The sequence below is a fragment of the Oligella ureolytica DSM 18253 genome (assembly GCF_000373745.1).
In the GTDB taxonomy this organism is placed as follows: Bacteria; Pseudomonadota; Gammaproteobacteria; order Burkholderiales; family Burkholderiaceae_B; genus Oligella; species Oligella ureolytica.
In genome coordinates this window covers 77,456-97,970 of record NZ_KB892302.1, presented here as the reverse complement: position 1 = coordinate 97,970, position 20,515 = coordinate 77,456, and the positions used below count along the sequence as shown (strand labels likewise).

At 44.0% G+C, this 20,515-nt stretch carries 18 protein-coding genes; 4 read left to right on the top strand and 14 right to left on the bottom strand.

Annotation, left to right across the window (positions count from 1 at the left end):
• Positions 1 to 4 precede the first annotated feature (4 nt).
• The 9 genes from B092_RS0107210 to ung form a co-directional block, all read right to left on the bottom strand.
• On the bottom strand, positions 5 to 850 hold the full coding sequence (locus B092_RS0107210) for a type II secretion system F family protein (protein WP_018574585.1): 846 nt from the start codon (positions 848 to 850) through the stop codon (positions 5 to 7).
• Between the two features lie 20 nt (positions 851 to 870).
• Entirely contained in the window at positions 871 to 2,622 is a 1,752-nt protein-coding gene (locus tag B092_RS0107205) for a TadA family conjugal transfer-associated ATPase (RefSeq protein WP_018574584.1), read from the bottom strand.
• Positions 2,619 to 4,016: a type II and III secretion system protein family protein gene (locus tag B092_RS13925; protein WP_018574583.1), complete on the bottom strand. Its 1,398-nt coding sequence runs from the start codon at positions 4,014 to 4,016 to the stop codon at positions 2,619 to 2,621. Before B092_RS13925 ends, B092_RS0107205 begins: the two co-directional genes overlap by 4 nt.
• 34 nt (positions 4,017 to 4,050) lie before the next feature.
• The gene (gene cpaB / locus B092_RS13920; protein WP_040608260.1) at positions 4,051 to 5,031 is read right to left on the bottom strand and encodes a Flp pilus assembly protein CpaB; all 981 of its coding nucleotides are present in this window, start codon (positions 5,029 to 5,031) and stop codon (positions 4,051 to 4,053) included.
• A complete protein-coding gene (locus B092_RS0107190) occupies positions 5,012 to 5,788 on the bottom strand; it encodes a hypothetical protein (protein WP_018574581.1) in 777 nt (258 codons plus the stop codon). The genes cpaB and B092_RS0107190 overlap by 20 nt, the downstream gene beginning before the upstream one ends.
• On the bottom strand, positions 5,785 to 6,546 hold the full coding sequence (locus B092_RS0107185; RefSeq protein ID WP_018574580.1) for a TadE family protein: 762 nt from the start codon (positions 6,544 to 6,546) through the stop codon (positions 5,785 to 5,787). The genes B092_RS0107190 and B092_RS0107185 overlap by 4 nt, the downstream gene beginning before the upstream one ends.
• A 3-nt stretch (positions 6,547 to 6,549) precedes the next feature.
• Positions 6,550 to 7,917 carry a Tad domain-containing protein gene (locus B092_RS0107180; RefSeq protein WP_232244183.1) on the bottom strand — a complete coding sequence of 456 codons (1,368 nt, stop codon included), beginning with the start codon at positions 7,915 to 7,917 and terminating at the stop codon, positions 6,550 to 6,552.
• Between the two features lie 79 nt (positions 7,918 to 7,996).
• The gene (locus tag B092_RS0107175; RefSeq protein WP_115064315.1) at positions 7,997 to 8,230 is read right to left on the bottom strand and encodes a hypothetical protein; all 234 of its coding nucleotides are present in this window, start codon (positions 8,228 to 8,230) and stop codon (positions 7,997 to 7,999) included.
• Between the two features lie 238 nt (positions 8,231 to 8,468).
• Positions 8,469 to 9,128, bottom strand: a complete 660-nt coding sequence (gene ung, locus B092_RS0107170; protein ID WP_018574577.1) for a uracil-DNA glycosylase — start codon at positions 9,126 to 9,128, stop codon at positions 8,469 to 8,471.
• Between the two features lie 72 nt (positions 9,129 to 9,200).
• On the opposite strand from ung, the gene gmk reads away from it, so the two are divergent.
• The 3 genes from gmk to B092_RS0107155 are packed head-to-tail and all read left to right on the top strand — an operon-like array spanning position 9,201 to position 12,446.
• On the top strand, positions 9,201 to 9,830 hold the full coding sequence (gmk, locus tag B092_RS0107165; protein WP_018574576.1) for a guanylate kinase: 630 nt from the start codon (positions 9,201 to 9,203) through the stop codon (positions 9,828 to 9,830).
• Positions 9,831 to 9,888: 58 nt separating this feature from the next.
• On the top strand, positions 9,889 to 10,095 hold the full coding sequence (gene rpoZ / locus B092_RS0107160) for a DNA-directed RNA polymerase subunit omega (RefSeq protein ID WP_018574575.1): 207 nt from the start codon (positions 9,889 to 9,891) through the stop codon (positions 10,093 to 10,095).
• Positions 10,096 to 10,136: 41 nt separating this feature from the next.
• Positions 10,137 to 12,446: a RelA/SpoT family protein gene (locus tag B092_RS0107155; protein ID WP_018574574.1), complete on the top strand. Its 2,310-nt coding sequence runs from the start codon at positions 10,137 to 10,139 to the stop codon at positions 12,444 to 12,446.
• 140 nt (positions 12,447 to 12,586) lie between these two features.
• On the opposite strand, the gene B092_RS0107145 is transcribed toward B092_RS0107155, so the two are convergent.
• From B092_RS0107145 to B092_RS0107125, 5 genes are all read right to left on the bottom strand, one after another.
• A complete protein-coding gene (locus B092_RS0107145; protein ID WP_018574573.1) occupies positions 12,587 to 14,524 on the bottom strand; it encodes a SurA N-terminal domain-containing protein in 1,938 nt (645 codons plus the stop codon).
• Between the two features lie 184 nt (positions 14,525 to 14,708).
• On the bottom strand, positions 14,709 to 15,650 hold the full coding sequence (locus B092_RS13915) for an ABC transporter substrate-binding protein (protein ID WP_018574572.1): 942 nt from the start codon (positions 15,648 to 15,650) through the stop codon (positions 14,709 to 14,711).
• Positions 15,651 to 15,682: 32 nt separating this feature from the next.
• Positions 15,683 to 16,237, bottom strand: coding sequence for a transcription elongation factor GreB (gene greB, locus B092_RS0107135; protein ID WP_018574571.1), 555 nt, complete (start codon positions 16,235 to 16,237; stop codon positions 15,683 to 15,685).
• Positions 16,238 to 16,278: 41 nt separating this feature from the next.
• Positions 16,279 to 17,139 (bottom strand): PHP domain-containing protein, encoded by an 861-nt coding sequence (locus B092_RS0107130; RefSeq protein WP_018574570.1) that lies wholly within the window; start codon positions 17,137 to 17,139, stop codon positions 16,279 to 16,281.
• 61 nt (positions 17,140 to 17,200) lie between these two features.
• Positions 17,201 to 19,684 carry a DNA internalization-related competence protein ComEC/Rec2 gene (locus B092_RS0107125; RefSeq protein ID WP_026253656.1) on the bottom strand — a complete coding sequence of 828 codons (2,484 nt, stop codon included), beginning with the start codon at positions 19,682 to 19,684 and terminating at the stop codon, positions 17,201 to 17,203.
• Between the two features lie 156 nt (positions 19,685 to 19,840).
• Between B092_RS0107125 and B092_RS0107120 the strand changes: the two genes are divergently transcribed.
• On the top strand, positions 19,841 to 20,503 hold the full coding sequence (locus tag B092_RS0107120) for a carbonic anhydrase (RefSeq protein WP_018574568.1): 663 nt from the start codon (positions 19,841 to 19,843) through the stop codon (positions 20,501 to 20,503).
• Positions 20,504 to 20,515: the final 12 nt, after the last annotated feature.

Sequence of the window (20,515 nt, the reverse complement as noted above, 5' to 3'; positions counted from 1 at the left end):
CCCCTCAAACATCAATTGCCACGATTTTACTGATCATCCAAACCCCTAATCCTTCCAAGAAAAAAATCAGCGCCAACACTGCCCAGCCCATGTAGCTGTGCCATAGATGATGCATCGCTTCCGGATCGAGTTTATTCAAGACCAGCATCAACGCCACCGGCAATAAACACATCACCACCGCCTGCATTTTGCCCTGCGAGGTTAAAGCTTTAATTCGTCCCTGGATTTGTAGGCGCGATCTTAGGGTTGAGGCAATGCGTTCGATAGCCTCCGATAAGTTGCCCCCTGTTTGCGCACTGATACGCAATGATGAAACAAACAAATCACACGCCTCGGACGGCATCCTTAATGACAAATTCTGCAAACACTGATCAAAAGGCACACCCAATCTCTGCTCTCGTAACAGCAAAGAAAGCTCTTGAGCTAAGGGTGCTTCTGCATCTTCGGTTAAAGATTTAATCGCCGTTTGCACACCAGAACCCGCTTGCAACGCCCCCGACAAAGACAAGAGAAAGTCAGGCAATTGTTTATCAAAGGCATGGAGCCGCCTTTTTCTTAATAAAAGCAGTAAGAGTTTAGGTGCAAAAAACATCACGCCCCCGAGCATCAAAGACAACCACCATAGTTTTAAGAAAACCCATGAAGCAAAGAATACCGACACAGTTAAAGCCAGCGCAAAACTCCACAGCTGCACCGGATCAAAGAAAATAAAGGCATCACTCAACTGCACCCGCATCTGCTCTTTAAAATCAAGCTCATAACGCTTAACCGCTTGATTAAAGCCCTGCAACAGCAACCAACAAATTAAAGCGATTGAGACAGCTGCACACAATAAACTGATAAAAATCACAACTCACTCCTCCAGATGCTCTAATGCAAAACTTGTGCGGTACCAGAAACGGCCTTCGTGTGTTGATTGAAATGGTCGATATCAATTTGCACGCCCTCCTCTTTAAGCCGCTCGAATTTCTCCGGCATAATGCCTAGACCGTAAAAGCCACTCTGCGGACCGCGTTGAAACTTAAAGATTTCTTGACTCTTGATAATGCCACTCTCCATACCACCAATCTCTACAATGGATGAAATCACTCGCCTACCATCGCTTAATCGGGTTTGTTGCACAATAAAATCAATACTGGAAGCAATATGCTCACGAATTGCAGCTAATGGCATATCCATACCCGCCATTAAAATCATCACTTCAAGCCGTGAAATAGCATCACGTGGCGAGTTAGCGTGAAGTGTGGTGAGACTTCCCTCGTGGCCGGTATTCATGGCACTGATCATGTCAAAGGCCTCACCACCCCGACATTCCCCAACGACAATACGGTCAGGTCGCATACGTAGGGCATTTTTTACTAAGTCACGGATACTGATTTGCCCGCGTCCCTCCGTATTAGCTGGACGCGATTCAAGACTAATTAAATGCTGATGATTAAGCCGTAGTTCAGCCGCATCCTCAATGGTGACAATACGCTCACCCTCAGGGATATGATTGGAAAGAATATTTAATAGTGTCGTTTTGCCTGAACCGGTCCCGCCCGAGATAATCATGTTCATGCGGTTTTTGACACATATATCCAAGAACTCACCCATGTATTTATCTAGGGAACCGAGCCCTATGAGGTCCTTCATATCGGGGCGCTTAAGTGGAAACTTTCGAATCGTGATATTCGCCCCCTTAATGGCAATGGGTGGCAGAACGGCATTAACCCGAGAGCCATCTTTTAGGCGTGCATCAACCATCGGTGAACTTTCATCAATGCGTCGACCAATTGGTGCCACAATGCGATCGATGATTGACACCACCGATTGATTGCTACTAAAGCTCATTGGATAGGCTTCTAGCTTACCCGCTCGCTCAATATAAATCTCATCAAAGCGATTCACCATAATCTCTGTGATACTGGGGTCTTTTAACAGTTCTTCCAAAGGCCCTAAACCAACTGCCTCATCAAGTACCATCGCGCATAGCTCATCAGCATAGCTAAGCTCACTAAACTCGCTATCTGACTCAACAATCTTCTTAAGCAAGCGACTCGCTTCCTCTCGCAGCAAGGAATCATCCATCATGGTGATATTATTTCTTTTGAGATCGAGCGCTTCAAGCAACAATTTATGCAATTGATTGCGTTTGGCAATGAGTGTCGTGGCATCAATCTTTTTATTAATGAGACTAAGACTCAAATCATCGCTTTCAGAGCTTTCAACTTTCTTGTCAGGCTCGTCTATAGCATCTACAGCCTCTGTTAGGCTCGAATAATTAACTGTGGGCTGATCTAATTCCTCTACTAGCGCATCATTCTCTTCATCAGCATCACTAATGCTATTGATATCGACTACCCGTATCAAGCAAGGACCAATGACAATCTGATCGTTAATATCCAGCGGATGTACATGATAGATACGTTGTGAATTAAGAACTGAACCACCCAATGAACCTAGGTCATGAAGGTAAAGATTACCTTCTTTGTGAAATATTTTTGCGTGATGCTTGGATACTCGCCAGCTTTTAAGCTCAAGACTGTTTTCAGCCTGCTTGCCAATCGTGATAGGTAATTCGAACCATTTTTGCTCATTAGCGCCATCCTCATACTGCAAATTTAATAATAAACGACTCATGACGCATCCCCTGTTCCCACGTTAATAGAGCGAAGAATTAATTTCTTGGGCTTGGAACCGGACTTGGGGACATGAAACGGCGGGATGTTTTGAACATCAAAAACCCCAAAACTAAGCCCGGTAGCGCCATCATTGATTGGCACATTGAGTAAAGGACCCTGCTCAAAGGTACTATCAACGATGGCCTGTGAACGCATCACCCGTTTTTGCATATCCTCGTTGTCTGAAGAGACTACGACTGGCCGCACAAAAATCGCTAACTCGGTTTCATTGTTCTGGAATTTTTTTGAGCGAAATAAAGCACTCAAAATAGGCACGTCCCCCATCCCGGGAACTTTATCCATATTTTGCATCTGGTCACGCGAGATAAAACCTGACAAAACCAGGGTTTGACCGGATTTGACATTAAACTCCGTGTTAGTACGGCGGATTTTTAATGCAGGACCACCTTGCAATACCATCGAACCATCAATTGAACTTACCTCCACATTGATACTCGAACGCACAATGCCGTTTTTCTCAATGCGTGGCGTGATTTGAAGACTGACCCCATAAGGCTTAAAGACCGTTTGGGTATTACCATTACCATCGGAAATCGCATAAGGCACCTCACCACCGGCTAAAAACTCGGCAGTCGCGCCACTACGCGCCATTAATTGAGGTTGGGCCAACATCACAGCTTTACCCTCATTCGTCATCGCTTTAAGATTAGAACTTAAGAGTGCGTTAATTCCAAAATAACCAAGCGGATTATGCTGAGCAAAGGCAGCTTCCAAAGCTTGTTCGCCCGGTCGCGTTAATAGACCGCCAGCAGTACTATCCCAAACGACGCCGGCATTGAAACCGCCCACAGAGCTACTATTCCAACTAACCCCAATTTCTTGTAAAAAGTTTCTAGGAATTTCAAGAATTTGCACATCAAGCAGCACCATCTGATCCCACCCCACCTGGCTTGTCATATCGACAATCTGTGGATAGTGCTTGGCCAATAGCTGCACACGCTCCCTATCAGCATCACTGAGTTTTTCACCCTCGACAATGACCTTCTCACCAACGACTGTTGCTTTGACGTTATCAATGCGATTAAGCATATTACGAATATCATGCTGTATGCGATGCTGCACAGCTGAAGAAACACGGATTTGATAGCTTTTGGAATTGCCTTCAACATCCCATATCTGCATACTGGTATCACCTGCGGCTCTAGCAAAAATAACGACTTCTTTATCATCGTCTGTGACCGCATTAATCACATCACCATCGCCCACGGCTACACGCGCTATTTGCTCAACCGGCAGTACATGAATTTGCCCTACGGTTAAATTAATACTCTGCTGAGCCATTGCACAAAACGGTAACAATAGTAGGAGCAAGGCCCCAAAATATATAAACATCAAATGTAGTCTCTTAGTCATCTTATCCCTGCCTTTATTCAATTAATAAAATCTCTTCATCCGAATACTGATTACTTAGCGTTTGAACATCATTGATATCCACGCTAGGCAATGTATTTATCCAAGCACTGACCAGATCTTCTTGATCGGGCAGTTCAAACACGCCACGTTCATCTCTATTAGTATTTTCTGTTGCTGGATTAACCGCTAAATTAGGTAGTTTCTTGTTATTTTGATTGCCATAGACTACTTGAGGTTTGCGTTTGATTGGCGGAGGAGGTGTGGCAATACCCAACATATTAGCCAGATCACCTCTAACACCTTTTTGAGTAACCTTATCATCCTCGGGATTACGCAATAAAGCGGTAATCGTACCTGCTTGACGAGCCGCTACTAATTTCGCAGCTTCCTCTGGTGCAGTATCTAAAGTCACGGTGGAATAACGTGAAGCGCTATCCTTAGGATCTTGACCGACTCGACTTTGCTGGCCAGTGGCCATCACTAAAACACCTTGTAATAACGGTGCTGTAATTTGCTTGCGTCGATATTCAAAGGACACATAAAGATCAATTAAATCCCCCGGCACCAGCATCCCCGATACCGAGTTAATAGTATCGACAGGGATAGTCACTGCACGACGACCTGGATTAATTTTGTCCGAAAAGGGCTTGTTTTTTAGCTGTGCCGTATTAGCCCACAACAGCTGATCACCTCTTTTTAAAGCGGCCGTTACAACTTGCCCCTCTACATGAATAAATTCATCAGGCAGAATACTACCGCTGGCTACCCATTCTTTAGGCACTTCTCGCACTGCCACGTGAATGGCATCAATCTTGGTCCCCTCCGGCAGATCATAGGCTGCGACTACGCGTGGTACCGTTTCTACTCTAGCCTGCTCTTCCAGCATTTCGACTTTCTCGCTAATGTATTGCTGAGCTGACCATGCTGCGATTAAACCGGCTACTATCGCCAGACTAATAACAATCGTCGCTTTTTTATTCATGCGTATTTTCATAAACTTCCTTGGTTAAATCCTGTGCCAACACATACAAGGCCGTGCCCTCTGTTTGTTGGCTAAAGTAAAGTCGTAATTGTTGGGAGCCCTTGGTCCATAAACTCAAGCCCAGATCCTCGAAGATATTTTTTTGCCAACCCAAATCCTTTAAATTGCTCAATACTTCCTGTTGCAACAGCTCTAGCGGCATTGGGTCTAAATAAATTTGCTGAGATTGAGCGGGCGCACTTTTTATATCCAGTAGTAAAACGGCAGATAAAGGTAGCCATGAGACCCTGCTCTTTTCCAAAGTCGCTGGCTGCTTAAGTAAATACTGTTGAAGTTGCTCTACTTCACTCGACGCAAAACTTAGCACTTGACTATGCATCACGCTTAAAAAACCACGATAGGCATCAGTTCCAACACGCTCCACATGCATCAATACACTGTACTGTTCGTAATCGCCGCTCAGCATGATTAAATTGCCAAGCCCATGATATTGCTGCACAATATTCTGCCTGGATAAATCCTTTACAAAATTATCAAAGCCATATGCCGAGTCAAATTGCCATGCACTCATTGGCTGAGAAAATATCTCACCTTGAAAAATCTTTTCACTCAGGTCCAATGCCAAATCCTTCGCTACTACCACTGCAATTTGATCTGCCCCAGCATAAGGATTATCAGAAGAGTGGAGACTTGAGGCCATAACGCCAGTACTCAGTGAGCTCATAGAGCCCAACAAAAACACCACTAGCGTAGAAAGAATCCGCTTCATTGAGAATCCCCCTTCTTTACTTCCAAGTGATGTCCTGGTAACTGCCCTTCCCATGGACTTAACCAGTCAAAGACTGGATTAGGTCGCTCCCATGCCGCATCAACAGAGACGGCAATCTCGGCTACTTTTTTGCCACTCTCATAAGAGCCTTCAGTCGCCTCACGCCAAGCCAAATCACTTGAGCCACTGCGTTGATGCGCGCTCAAATCCGAAGCACTATGTGCCGCATCGGTTAAAATTGAAGTGTGTCGATGAATATTAAGTACTTGTTGTTCAAGATACGATAAGCCCACGCTCATCGCACTATCGGTTTTATCGTCTACTTGGGTGTATTGAGGCCTTGTATGAACAGCTATAGTCGCTATGCCTTTATCTTCAATTTCCCACTCACGTCTGAGCGTTTGCTGATGACTGCCCTCACCGCCAGCTTGCATATGTGATCCGAGCTTTTGCTCGCGGTTCAGTGATAGGTAAATTGAATCGCTGGTGATCAGATCATTATTTGCCCTGTCTTTCCACTGATGGTCTTCATCTAAAAAGTAGCGATGCTTAAGGTCATTTTCATCAATACCTTCGTGATGACGGGTTAACTGAAAAGCCGCATAGCGACTGGCATTAGCTTGTTGCAAGCCAATGTCTGACAGTCTGCCTAACCATGGAATCGCCATAAACATCATGATTAGCACCAAGAAGAGTACCAACGCTTCTACTACCGATTGCCCACTCTGCTCTTTTAATCCATAACCTTTACGCTTCATGACTTAATCCTCAAAAACCGACAAGGCACTATCCGCAGCAACGTCACTTGTATTATGCGTAGACTGAACTAGACGTGCTAACCAATAGGGATGCCATAAATTCGCTTTTTCATGACGTGTATCGCTTCGGGCCTTATAACGCTCAAAAAAGCTCTCGGCCTTGGCACTAACCGTCATCAACTCGCCCTCTACTTCAGGCCCCCTCAAGAACAACTGAAAAGACAATGACTCACGACCTTCTTGATTAATATCGATATAAGGCACAAGCCCACCGCCGCTCCACTGCACTCGCTGCATAATGGCTCGTGAATTGGCCAGGGGGTTTTGCAAACCGCCTAACAAATCCCATTGAGTAGCTGATTGCACCCAACGCCAAAAATCTTGATTAGAAAAATCATCCGGCGGATTATCGCTATACTGCATACCATCCGGAATGCTATTGAAACGCCCCGAAACCCACCCCCAGCCCATGGCATATTCGCGGTAATAACAGCCTATCCATCGATTAGAGCGTAAGGCATGAAAGGACTGCGTATCAATTGACTGCCAATTGCCCTGCTGATTGAGAATGGTCGTGCCCTGACGTCTTAACTCATGTCGAAGATGAGGGCAGCGAGCACTGACCGACCATGAGTTTCGAGTGATTTGCTGACGAGGACTTAAAAAATCATAGACGCCGGTTACAGAGCTTAAGAGTGAACGATAATTACCCTCCGGCTTATATGCCGTCATCATGCCTTCAGCATTTGACTCCCGTAGGCGCCATTGCACTTGACCTTCAGCCTGCGTAAACAAATTAGCATCCGCATCAGCTGAATGAACTATCTGATGATGCGGATAATTTGCTTTAATGACCTCATGAATTGCTGCATCTCGTGTTTCTTCAAAGCTATCCTGAATTGCATAAGCAACCTCTAAAAGCACATCATTAACGATTTCATCATGACGAGCATAGCGCTGTTCAAGCTCATTACCCCGCTCTGCAATGGATAAAAGTGAGGCGGCACGGCGTGATGCAGCATAAGCACGCTGATGATCGGCACCAAACATCATACCGATTAAATAAGCCGGTGGATTAGCGCGAGAGAACTGACGCGATTCAGTCGCTGAAAACTTAGCCCAAGACGCTAACGTCACTAAATGAGCCATCGCCACCTGATGGCCTACTTGGGCCAAATTAATGTATGACTGCATATTCAGCGCACGTGCCTGTATTAAAGCACCTGAATAGGCAGCTGCATCAACCGTATGATTTTGCTTAGCCTTAGCATTTAAAAGACGCCCTTGATTAAATAAACTAAGTAAAATCACGACTAAAGCCATCATCATCGCAAGACCAAGAATCAGCACCTGACCACTTTGATTCTTCAACTTTCGCTGCTTTAACTGACAAAAACGCAAAGACCGGAAGCTCACATTAATCATCATTACAGTCCGCTCAATGCACAGATTAACCACCAGCTGCATCCGCATTGCCGGTATAGGATTTTAATGATTTAGAAGCCGTTTGAGCTTCCGCTGATTGTGCGGCACTTTGTGCCATTTGTGATTGGGCAGTACCGTCTTCACCAGAGAGCTCCTTAGCCATCGCCGCCGTTTGAGATCGAACGACTTGGCCAAAAAGTTGGTAGACAGCAATGGCTGCAACGGAAACTAAAGCGACGATAATAATGTACTCAGTCATTGCCTGTCCGCTCTGACGCCAAAGACTTTTTTTAGGAGTGCTATCGTTAATTTTTACCGCACTGGCGCGTGAAGTAGTTGAATTGACTACCGGGGAATCGGTGTGTAGAGACATTGTCTGCTCCTGCAATTGAAATTAGGTATTCCAGTTTGCAATAGAGCAGCATAAACAACAATCAACAGAACTAACTATGGATATCTAGCTGCAAGGCGCTTGACAGCGTATTTTTCAGAGGATTTTAGAGGCGCCAATTAATGGGCGCATAACCCTTTCCTATAAGGTAATGATTGGCTTTAGAGAAATGTGCACAACCAAAGAAACCTCGATAAGCAGACAATGGTGATGGGTGCGGTGCCGTCAAAATCAACTGTTTATCTTTATTAATCATACGACCTTTTTTTTGCGCATGAGCACCCCACAGCATAAAAACGATATGCTCACGTTGATTGTTAAGCGTCGCAATCACTTCATCAGTAAACTGCTCCCAACCCCAATCTGCATGTGAGTTAGCCAGGCCTTTTTGTACGGTCAAAACGGTATTTAATAAAAACACACCCTGCTCAGCCCAAGACGTTAAGTCACCATGCATTGGAATCTGAAAATCTTCGATATCAGTCTCAAGCTCTTTAAAGATATTTTGTAACGATGGAGGAAAAGCGATGCCTTCATTAACTGAAAAGGCTAAACCGTGAGCTTGATGAGGGCCGTGGTAAGGATCTTGGCCTAAAATAACCACCTTCACCTTATCTAGCGGAGTAAGATCAAATGCTTTAAAAACATTGTCTGCCGATGGATAAATAACGGCATCTTCTGCTCTTTTAGTGTCCACTCGACTCAATAAGTCTTTAAAATATGCTTTGCTTTGTTCAGTTTCAATTAACTGTTGCCAAGTTTGCACCTGCAGCTCCCATCCATCTAGTTTAAAATATGTACACTTTGAAATATTTTAATTGATTGTAAGACCCATCTCATGAAAAATTATCCAGGCAATGTATTTATGGTTGTGGCTCCCAGTGGCGCCGGCAAGTCGAGTTTAGTTAATGCCCTGCTCAGCGAAGATAGCAATATCGGCCTATCTATTTCTTGCACCACTAGAGCCCCTCGTCCCGGAGAAACTAATAATGTTCATTACAGCTTTTTGACAACCAAAGAGTTTGAAAAGCTTAAAAACAACAATGAATTGCTTGAATGGGCGAAAGTACACGACAATTACTATGGCACCCCAAAGGCCTATGTCCAAGAGCGTGTAAATAACGGTCAGGATATTCTGTTGGAAATTGACTGGCAAGGAGCTACTCAAGTACGTGAACAGTTTCCAGAGGTGGTGGATATTTTTATTTTGCCTCCCTCCATCGAAATCCTCAAAGATCGCTTACAAAAACGCGGTCAAGATAGCGCAGAAGTTATTGAACGTCGCATACGTGCGGCTGGGGAAGAAATCCAGCATGCCGATGAGTGCGAATATGTTATTATAAATGATGACTTTAGTGTCGCCTTGCAGCAGTTACAGCAAATCGTTGCCGTTTCGCGACTACGCTTCGCATGTCAAGCAAAAAGACATGAAAAACTATTCCATAACTACGGTATTTTAAAGGCTTAATCTATTAGCTCAAATACCCATAGCTTTTTAACCTTATTTTAGTGAGAATTATAATTATATGGCTCGTATTACCGTTGAAGATTGTTTAGAACACATCGAAAATCGTTTTGACTTAACCCTAGCCGCTACTTATCGCGCACGTGAAATTGCTCAGGGCCATGAGCCTCGTGTTGACATTAATCGCGATAAACCCACAGTTATCGCCTTACGTGAAATCGCTGAAGAAAAAACCGGTTTAGAGATGCTTCGCAAAGTACCTGTCTAATTAAAGACAAGCTTTTCACCCCTTAAAAGGATATTTTGCTTATGAGTAAAAAAGGTGCATCAGACTTTTTAAATCGCTTTAAACGAGGTTCCTTATCACGTCGTGATAAAAACTCGCCTAGAAACAAGAGTCTTCCGGTAGCTGCACAAAACTATCTACTGCTGCACCCCTCTGAGCAAAACAAAAAAAACGAAGAAGATCCTCATAAAGTCGGCATTCTTGATAATTTACTGCAAAAAATCAGCCTATATCTTTCAGACGAAGATATTGATGCTGTCATACGTGGTTATCAATTTGCTGATGAAGCGCATGCGGGCCAGATGCGCGATAGTGGCCTGCCATATATTACTCATCCGGTAGCAGTCTGTGAAATCTGTGCCGAATGGAAGCTTGATGTTAATGCCTTACTTGCGGCACTCCTCCACGATACGATTGAGGATCAGGATGTCAGTAAGCAAGAAATTGAGGATCTATTTAATACGGATGTGGCTGAGCTAGTCGATGGTTTAACCAAGCTAGATAAGCTCCAGTTTACATCCAAAGCCGAGCAGCAAGCTGAGAGCTTTCGCAAAATGCTTCTAGCAATGTCTAAAGATGTTCGCGTTATTTTGGTGAAACTCGCTGATCGGCTTCATAATATGCGCACTTTAGGGGGCGTAACCCCTGACAAGGGTAGACGCGTAGCGCGTGAAACCTTAGAAATTTATGCTCCCATTGCCGATCGATTGGGATTAAATACACTGGTTCGTGAATTTCATGATCTATGCCTATCTGCGGCCCACCCTTTCCGCTACCGCGTTTTACAAAAAGCCACTAAAGCAGCCAAAGGCAATCGTCGTGAGGTGCTTACCAAGATTCTCGACAATGTTATTTCTACTCTGACAGCTCAAGGAATCGAAGCAGAGATTAGTGGCCGTGAGAAGTCGCTTTACAGCATCCACCGCAAAATGGTTGAGCAAAAAAAGACCTTTGCGGAGGTGTTAGACCTCCATGGTTTTAGGGTGATTGTCAATACATTGCCCGAGTGCTATTTGACACTTGGCGTATTGCATCAGCTCTATCGTCCGGTACCCGGCAAATTCAAAGACTATGTGGCCATCCCCAAAATTAATGGCTATCAGTCTTTACACACCACACTCGTTGGCCCTCATGGCAGTGCGGTTGAGTTCCAAATACGCACACGCGATATGCACAACATGGCAGAAAAAGGTCTTGTATCGCATTGGATTTACAAGTCTAAAGGCGCTGATCTCAATGAGGTTCAGCAGCAAACTCATCGTTGGCTACAGTCCTTATTGGATATACAAAGCCAGACGCATGACTCCGCAGAGTTCTTGGACTACGTCAAAGTTGACCTCTTCCCTGATGCCGTTTTTGTTCTAACCCCTCGGGGCAAAATTGTGTCATTACCACGCGGTGCCACGCCAGTAGACTTCGCCTACGCCATCCATACGGATATTGGTAACCATATCGTTTCCGCCGAAGTTAACGGCGAAGAAGTGGCAATTAATACTCCACTACACAGTGGGCAAACGGTTAAAGTCATTACCGATGAAAATGCCTCACCAAAAACATCATGGATGGAATTCGTTCGTACCGGCCGAGCACGTTCTGAGATTCGCAACTACTTGCGCAGATCAAACTCCAATGACTCCATTAAGTTTGGTGAGAAGCTACTGCATCAAGCAATGGCTGCGCTCGGCATTCAAGTCCCCGACGATGAAAATCCTATCTGGTACAAATTAGCAATCAGTGCCGGTGCAAAAAATATTGATGAGGTATTTTTAGATATTGGACTGGGAACTCGTTTGGCTCAAGTCGTTGCTCGTCGTTTCCTAATTGACAATCCCCTATTGGCCACTACTGCCGCTGTTTTAGATGAGATGTCAACAGCCTACCGTTCGACGATTTTAATTCAAGGAAAAGAAGGTCAATCAGTTCAATTAGCGACTTGCTGTACACCTATCCCGGGCGATCAAATTGTTGCTGTCCTACGGCCCGGCTATGGTATCGTAGTACACACCAACGATTGCCCTACGGCACTCAGACTAAAAGACAAAGAACCTGAGCGTTGGGTCAAAGTGGCATGGGATGAGGATCCTTCTAAGCATCTCTCAACACGTATTGAAATCACTTTAGACAATGAAAAAGGCGCACTCGGTGCTCTGATGATTAAAATTGCTGAAGCTGATTCTAATATTATCAATATCACAACCAAAGATGGTGGCATGAATATCTCCAAGGTTCAAGCAACCATTCAGGTTGAAGACCGTGACCACCTGGCAAAAGTATTCCGTAGTATCCGTACTATCCGCGCAATACGCCGTATTACTCGAATTAAAAATCAATAATAGCGACGTAGGCTTTGTGAGCGCCTGACAACACTAACATCTAACGCTCCTAACTCTAAGCCATCATAATCCTCTAACAAAAAAGGGATTGAGCTTTTAATCGTGCTCAATCCCTTTGAAATAGCTGAAGTTAACTGGTCCTACATGCCGGTATCGTTGATGACTCGCTCACTTTCATCATAAATCGTAACATCAGTATTAGCTCTTAAAGAATTAAGAAGCTCTCTTTCTATTTCCACCTTAGGACCAGTGAGAAGCAACTCTTCAATTTGTGCCTTTAGGCCTTGTTTAACCCCATCTTCCGGCTCACTCACTGACTCAATGCGGGCAACCACATAGCCTTGTGGCATCCAGAAAGAAGTGTAACTCGGCAACGTATCAACTGGCGCAGCCATAATGGCATCTAATAGGCTTTGTGGCAAATTGCCCATTAAACGACTAACCGTTATCGCTTCTTCAAAATCGGTTAATCCTGTAATTTCACCTGATACTAAACCAGCTTCAACTTCTTCTGCCGTTGTTTTGGCTTGAGCTAAACTTTTTTCTGTACGAACAGCAGCCACGGCATCCGCTTCTACCTCGCTGAATTCAGGAATATAGGCCGGCGTATGCTCTGCCACTTTAACCACAACTAATTCAGTCGGTGAAAGCTCGATTACACCTGATGTGCTGCCTTCTTCAATCGCTTCTTTAGTAAATAAAGCCTCTCTTAATTGTGGATGAGCTGTAAAAACAGCAGCACCATTGGCGGACTGAGAGCTATGCAACACGCCTGACTGAGTAACACCCTCTACCGTTTGAATGGGTAAATCTAGCGCCGAAGAAATATCTTCAAGACGTTGGCCTGCATCATTTGCTAAACGTACTAACTCACTCGATAAATCAGCGAAACGATCAGACGCAACCTGCAGTCGTACCTCATTAATTAGTTCTTCTCGCACTTCATCAAACGCCTTAACCTCACCGGCATCAATATGGTCAACCTGAACAATATGCAATGCATTACCGATTTGTACCGGACCATAAACACCGAGTTCAGCCGGTGTAAATGCCACATCGTCAAATTCAGGAATATCACCCTTGCTAATAACGCCTAATGAGCCACCTAATTGCTTAGAGCCAATGTCATCAGAATATTGACTGGCTAATTCAGCAAACTGTGCGGGATTAGCTGCCGCTTGTTGCTTTATGTCCTCTGCTTTTTGTTCAAGCTCTGCCAATTCTTCCGCAGATGCATTTGCAGGAAGATTTAATTGAATATGATTAATCGAACGTCGTTCGATCTTTGTGTAGCGAGACTTATTAGACTCATAATATTGCTGTAGCTCAGTATCTGTCGGTATAGGTACTGCTCGAACCGCAGCCTCTTCATTAAGAATCACATACTCCGCCTTAACATGACTGGGCACTTCCAAACTCTCTTTATTAGCGTCATACCAAGCTTTAGCTTCCTCTTCACTAGGCTCATTTTCAGCAAAATAACTTGACGCCTCAAACAATCTTAGACGCACAGTACGCTCTTCTAAAAGTGCAGATAAAACCGCACCTTCGATTTGCTTAGGTAATGTTAGGGCACGCTTAGCTGGTTCAGCCACTTGCTCCAAAGCTAAACTATAACGCACACTGCTTTCATACATAGCAGCATCAATACCCACACGCTGCAAGAACTGGCTGTATTTCTCAACACTGAAACGACCTTCATCATGGAATTGGGGATCAGAGGCGATCGCCAAGGTCACCATTTGGTCAGTCGCTGAATAATTTTCAGATAAAACTTCTTCGTGTATAACACGGCTATTAATCATCTGATTAAGAAAAGCACGACGATTTTCCGGTATATCCACTTGGCTAATATCAAATTGATTGCCGCTTTGAGCCCGTAATTGGTTCAAGCGATCGCGCCACTCCATATTAAATTGATCTCGCGTAACTTTTTGCTCCTTAACTTTGGCCAAAGGAGGATCATTAGATAACATGCTTTGATAATCAAATACCCCTAAAAACACAAAAGAAGGTACGATAAATAGGATGACGATTACCAGCATCCATTTTTGGTGCCTACGAATAAAATCTAACATTCAAGCTCTATCCACAAATTGAGAAAATAGTTAACTGACCATTTTAAGATGAAAACCTAACACATGAAACAAAATCAAGTTCTACGCTTAAAATAATATCGTATTTTTCAAATCCCACTCGCTCTTCTTTATTAAAAAAGCGTTCTCAAAAATGAGATCGCTTTAAATAAAAGAACTAATAGGATTACTTCATCATTTCTGTCGCTTTCTTCACGACAGTATGGAGATTATTTAGACCACCGGTAATTAAATACCACTCAGCAGGATCGACATAAAAAATCCGGTTATTTTTGACTGCATCAAGCTGACCCAAATCCGGATGCTCTTTAAGCTTCGTGTCTGCAGTTAATTCATTACTTGTCAGTTGCCGATGATCGAACACCACTAGCCAGTCCGGATTTTCTTTGGTAATTTCAGATACTTGCTTTGCTCGTACTTCAGCAGCAGCTTTAGCTTCCGGACTACGGGGCTCAGGGCGAGGTTGGCGCAGTGTATTAGGATCACGCGCTTCTAAGACGGGTGCCAAACCCAATAGCTCATAAGTAAAGCCAAAGAGATCTCCCACAGCGTGAGGAGCAACACGACCATTACCCAGCACCATCAGAAAGGCACCGGTCTTATCATGATTGATTTCGTGTAGCTTTTTGATATCTGCATCGATCATAGCTAACTTAGCTTGAGCTTCTGCTTCTTTGCCAAAGGCCTTGGCAAGCTGTAAGTTATTACTTTTAAAACTTTCTAAAAACCGGGTGCTATTAATAGCATAATAAGCAACCGGCGCAACTTTAGACAGCTCCGCTTGTTTAGAAGCAGTTCGACGAGCCACAAAAATAATGTCCGGTTTTATTTCATTAAGAACTTGATAATCAGGTTCAAACAAAGAACCTGCCCGCTTAATATCTGTGTACTTTTCAAAGGCCGGGCGGTCTTGAATGGCCGGTATAGCAGAAACGTGAATACCTAGGTAATCTAAGCTATCAAGCACCGCCAGATCATAAGTGACGATTGTTTGAGGCGTATCATCAAGCTTGATAATGCCCTCACTATGCGTTAATTCAAAGGCCATCACCTCTATGGACACAGTTAAGGTGATACAAAATGATAAAATCCCGGATAATTTAGTCATTACGCTCCTTAGTGAAATTATGGTCTTATAACTTAATGTTCAGGATAACTCACTGAAAGGATTTCCAGCTCCTGTTGACCACTTGGTGTATTGACATAGACTACATCACCCTCTTTTGCCTTCATCAACGCTCGGGCCACAGGTGATATCCAACTGATAAGCCCCTCTAAAGGCTCGGCCTCATCAATACCGACGATAGTCACCTTAAACTCTTCATCCTCTTGATTGACATACTCGACAGTCGCACCAAAAAAAACCTGATTGCGATTAGTTTGCAGATGTGTATCGACTACTTCAATGCTCTCCAATCGCTTAGTTAGAAAACGAATACGGCGGTCAATCTCACGCAAGCGCTTTTTACCATAAATATAATCGCCATTTTCAGAGCGGTCACCATTAGACGCAGCCCACGAAACGGTACTAACAATCTCAGGACGCTCTTTATTGACTAAATCTGATAACTCAGCACGCATCTGCTCATAACCATAACGCGTAATATAATTTTTATGGCCGCTAGGAATGGCTAAACCTTCCGTCTCTAAGTCATCATCAAAATTACTGTCTTCTTTAACAAAAGCCTTACTCATCAAGGTCACTCCAAATTATTTTTATACGATTTAGCACTGAACTAGTAGTTTGTATAGCCTAAATGATGCCAAATGGGCCTAACACCTGAAGGCAATGCCGGCAAATGGCCTAAATCCAGACGACTCTCCTGAGGACTATGGAAGTCCGAGCCTGCACTGGCAAAAAAACCATATTGTCGGCACACATCTGCATAGTGGTAATATTGATCGGGTTTGTGCGAGCTGGTAACTACCTCAATTCCTGCGCCGCCCAGTAACTTAAAAGTCCGCCATAGATCAACAAATTGGCTACGGGTATATTTATACCGACCAGGATGGGCAATAACTGAGACTCCGCCCGCGTCCCTAATCCACTCGACTGCATCCGGCAACGATGCCCATTGCATCGAGACATTGGCCGGCCCCTGATCATTTAAGTAACGGTCAAAGACTTCCTGCATAGTTTGACAATAACCTGCATCAACCAAATAGCGAGCAAAATGCGAACGACTGACTAATTCAGGATTATCCGCAAAACGCAACGCCCCTTCAAAAGTACCGGGAATACCTAAAGCATCAAATTTTTCGGCAATTTTATAAGAGCGACTATCACGGTTGGCTCGAATGCCGGCCAAACCCTCGTTAAGCGTTTTGTTGGCAGGGTCAAAATTTAATCCTACCATATGTAAAGTCCGATCCTGCCATGTCACCGAAATTTCAACACCGGTAATATAGTCCATACCCAACTCTTCAGCTGTTTTTTTGGCAATAGCTTGTCCGCCTGTTTCATCATGATCCGTTAGGCTCCATAAACGCACACCATTATGATGGGCACGTTTGGCAACTTCCTCAGGGCGTAAAACGCCGTCAGAGACCGTAGAGTGGCAATGCAAATCAACTGGTATAAAATTATTATTTTTCAACGACTTATCCTATGTTTCTTTATATATCCGGCAAAAGATACGCACTAATCATTATACTATTTTAGTGCCAATAGCGTTTTCTGTCGGAGCGCTCAGTTCGCGACTGCAAACCCAAAGCACTTGAGCGAAGAGTAACTGCCCCATCAGTGATAGTATTATAAAAATTTCTATCGCCAGCAGACCAACGTGCAACTACCGTAGGATCCGGATGCTTATAGCGATTGTAATGCCCCGCTTGTGCAACCGCCACTTGCGCCTTAATGTGCTCTATAAAAGCGACTGATGAGGATGTTTTAGAACCATGATGCGGCACGACAACAGCATCAATCTTAGGCAATATACCACTTTTGATGAGCTTATCTTCTACCAAACGATCAATATCTCCTGTCAGCAGTAGATTATGGTGCTCTCCCTGCACCAATAAAACACAGCTCTCTTCATTGGCACTTTTTGCCTTAAGTGGTAGAACCCCTTGTTGTACAGGCCAGATAAAGCTGAAGCTGACACCATCCAGTTCAAAGTGATGACCGGCTAAACACACTTCAGCATGCAAGTCAGCATTAAGCGGACGATAGTCCTTAGCAAAAATCATCTCTTCTTTCGCCAACCACTGATCCAGACTAAACGAACCATATACATGACCGACCGACACCTGACTGATCAATTCAGAAAACCCACCCACATGGTCCAAGTCACTATGAGACACAACTACATAATCTAAATGCTTTACACCTAACCCTCTAAGTACAGGAATAATCACTTTATTGCTGGCTTCATTATCATAAGACGTACGCGGCCCGACATCAAACAACAGATGATGCTTATGAGTCTTGATTAAAATGGCACTACCCTGACCGACATCCAACATATAAGCTTGCCATTCGCCACTATGAACTGTTTGTTTAAATCCGGCATCCATAAAAATCGGTAATAACCACAGCAATGATAATGAAGTCCACCGTGAGAATCGAGCAACAAATAAACTTAATATCGAAAACAAGGCTAAAACGGCTATCCCTATCGATAGACGCGGCACATCTAATAAAGCATAAGACCATGTAATCAGTTTAGCGGTTAGTTCCAAGCATAAAAACAACAAATAATGAGTTATTGTTGCTAGAGATTCACTCACCAAGTCCAACGGCTCAAATTGACTGGTCACCGCTAACAGTAGACTGGCCGGGGTAATAATCGTGCCAATTAAAAAAATGGCATATGCATTGGTAATGGGAGAAATCAAAGACACTTGACTAAACAACAAGGCCAGCAATGGAGCCAAGCCTAAAAAGACAGCCAATTGCATTTTTGTCCAACCACGGATCGCAATCAACAGCTTCTGCTTCAAGCCCTGGGCTTTTAGCACTTCCTTTGCAAGCAAAATCAGCACCAGCATGGCGCCAAAAGAGAGCCAAAATCCGATGCTTAAAACAGCCCATGGTTCAATGAGTAACACCAATAAAGCGGCTACTACCAACACCATGTGTATCGACCATTGCAGCGCAAAAGCATAATTAATAAAAAAGATTAGCAACATCAGAAAGCTACGCTGCGCCGGCACCCCCCAACCGGCAATACTACAGTAGAACCAAGCCACCAATATGCCGACAAATGCGGCTAAGCGTTGTGCTGCCATACGTTCTGATAAAGACTTTTGGGCAACACTTAAATGGCGCCAGGACAGAAAGCACAGCAAACTGGCTAAAGAACTCAGCATCGTGATGTGACTGCCGCTTATAGACACCAAATGTGTCAAGCCACTACGGTTGAATAAAACCCAATCATCCTGAGAAATAGCCGCCTGATCACCCATCACTAATGCAATCATGACCGAGCCATAGCGTTTATCTGCCACATAGTGACTTAGTTTGGCGCGAATATGGTGCCTTAATTGTGCAATTTTAATAGACCAATCAAACCGCCCACTTTCTGTCAAACGCTTGGGGCTGCCTTTTACTGTGCCCACCGCACGGTGGTTATTTACAAAACGATAGGATAAAATATCGCCTTGTCCCGGATTGAATGCCCCATAAGGCTGTCGTAATAAAGCCGACAGCTCCCATATCTCGCCGGGTTTAATCTCAGGCATCGGTTCTTTTAACGGTAAGGGTTTAGTATAAGGACCTGCAAAGGCCCCAAAAGACCAACGCAATCGTATATTAGATGGGATACCTGTACTCGGCTTAGAGCGTATTACTCGTGCATCAAACTGCAAGTAATCGTCTCCGTAATCGACTAAATCACTCACTTCTACAACGAGTCTGCTCACACGATCATCATGTTGCAAACTTAATCTATCAGCCAATCTTTCCTGAGCGCGCCATGTTCCATAACTCATCATTAATAAAAAAACTAAAAGACCAATAAAAACACATGCCAACTTCTTTCTAAGCGATACATAACGGCTTCTATATAAACAAACAATCACAGCAAACAGGCATAGCAGCTGTGACACAAATAAACTATTTAAATCAGGTAGTTGTGGTAGTGTATGCAAAAAAGCAAGCCCACCTATTCCTGATAGACAGATAAAAAACCAGAATCCCATCACGCAACTCACCGATAAACCATCAGACTAAGTTATAGGAAATTTCTCCAAAAAATCGGTACGATGTGCTTTTTGTCCATGCCTGAAGAAATTTTTTAGAGTAATGGCAAGTAGGCGTGTAAAATAAGGGTGTATTAACTTTAGAAAATAATAAGTATGTTTCCTCAACGATTACTCAATGGCTACAACAATTTCCTTAACGGCCGTATGGAAAAAGAGCGCTATTTATATAAGCAATTAGGTCAACGCGGCCAAGTCCCCGAAATTATGGTCATCAGTTGTGGTGACTCACGTGTCGCTCCAGAAATTATTTTTGATGCCGGCCCGGGTGAAATATTTGTGGTTAGAAATATCGCCAATTTAGTACCTCCCGATGAAAGTGAGAAATCAGAAAGTACCACTTCACTACATGGGACTTCCGCTGCCATTGAATACGGTAACAATGCATTAAAAGTTCGCCATATCGTCGTACTGGGTCATGCCAGCTGTGGTGGGGTTCGTGCCTATACTGATCAGATCGCCCCACTCAGTAAAAGTGACTTTATCGGAAAGTGGATGTCACAAATTGAGCCGGTAGTCGCTAAAGCCGGCCCTAAACCGGAATCCACAGAGGAATACATCTCTTGGTTACGCCAAATTGAAATGGGTGTTGTTGAGCACAGTCTCAACAACCTACTGACTTTTCCAAGTGTCAAAGAGCGCGTGGATAGCGGCGACTTATACCTGCATGGCGCGTACTTTGGTATTGCTAGTGGCGTTTTATACTTCAGAGATTCTACCACCGGCAAATTCATGCCCTGTTTAGAACAAGACGACTAATGCCGCGCAATA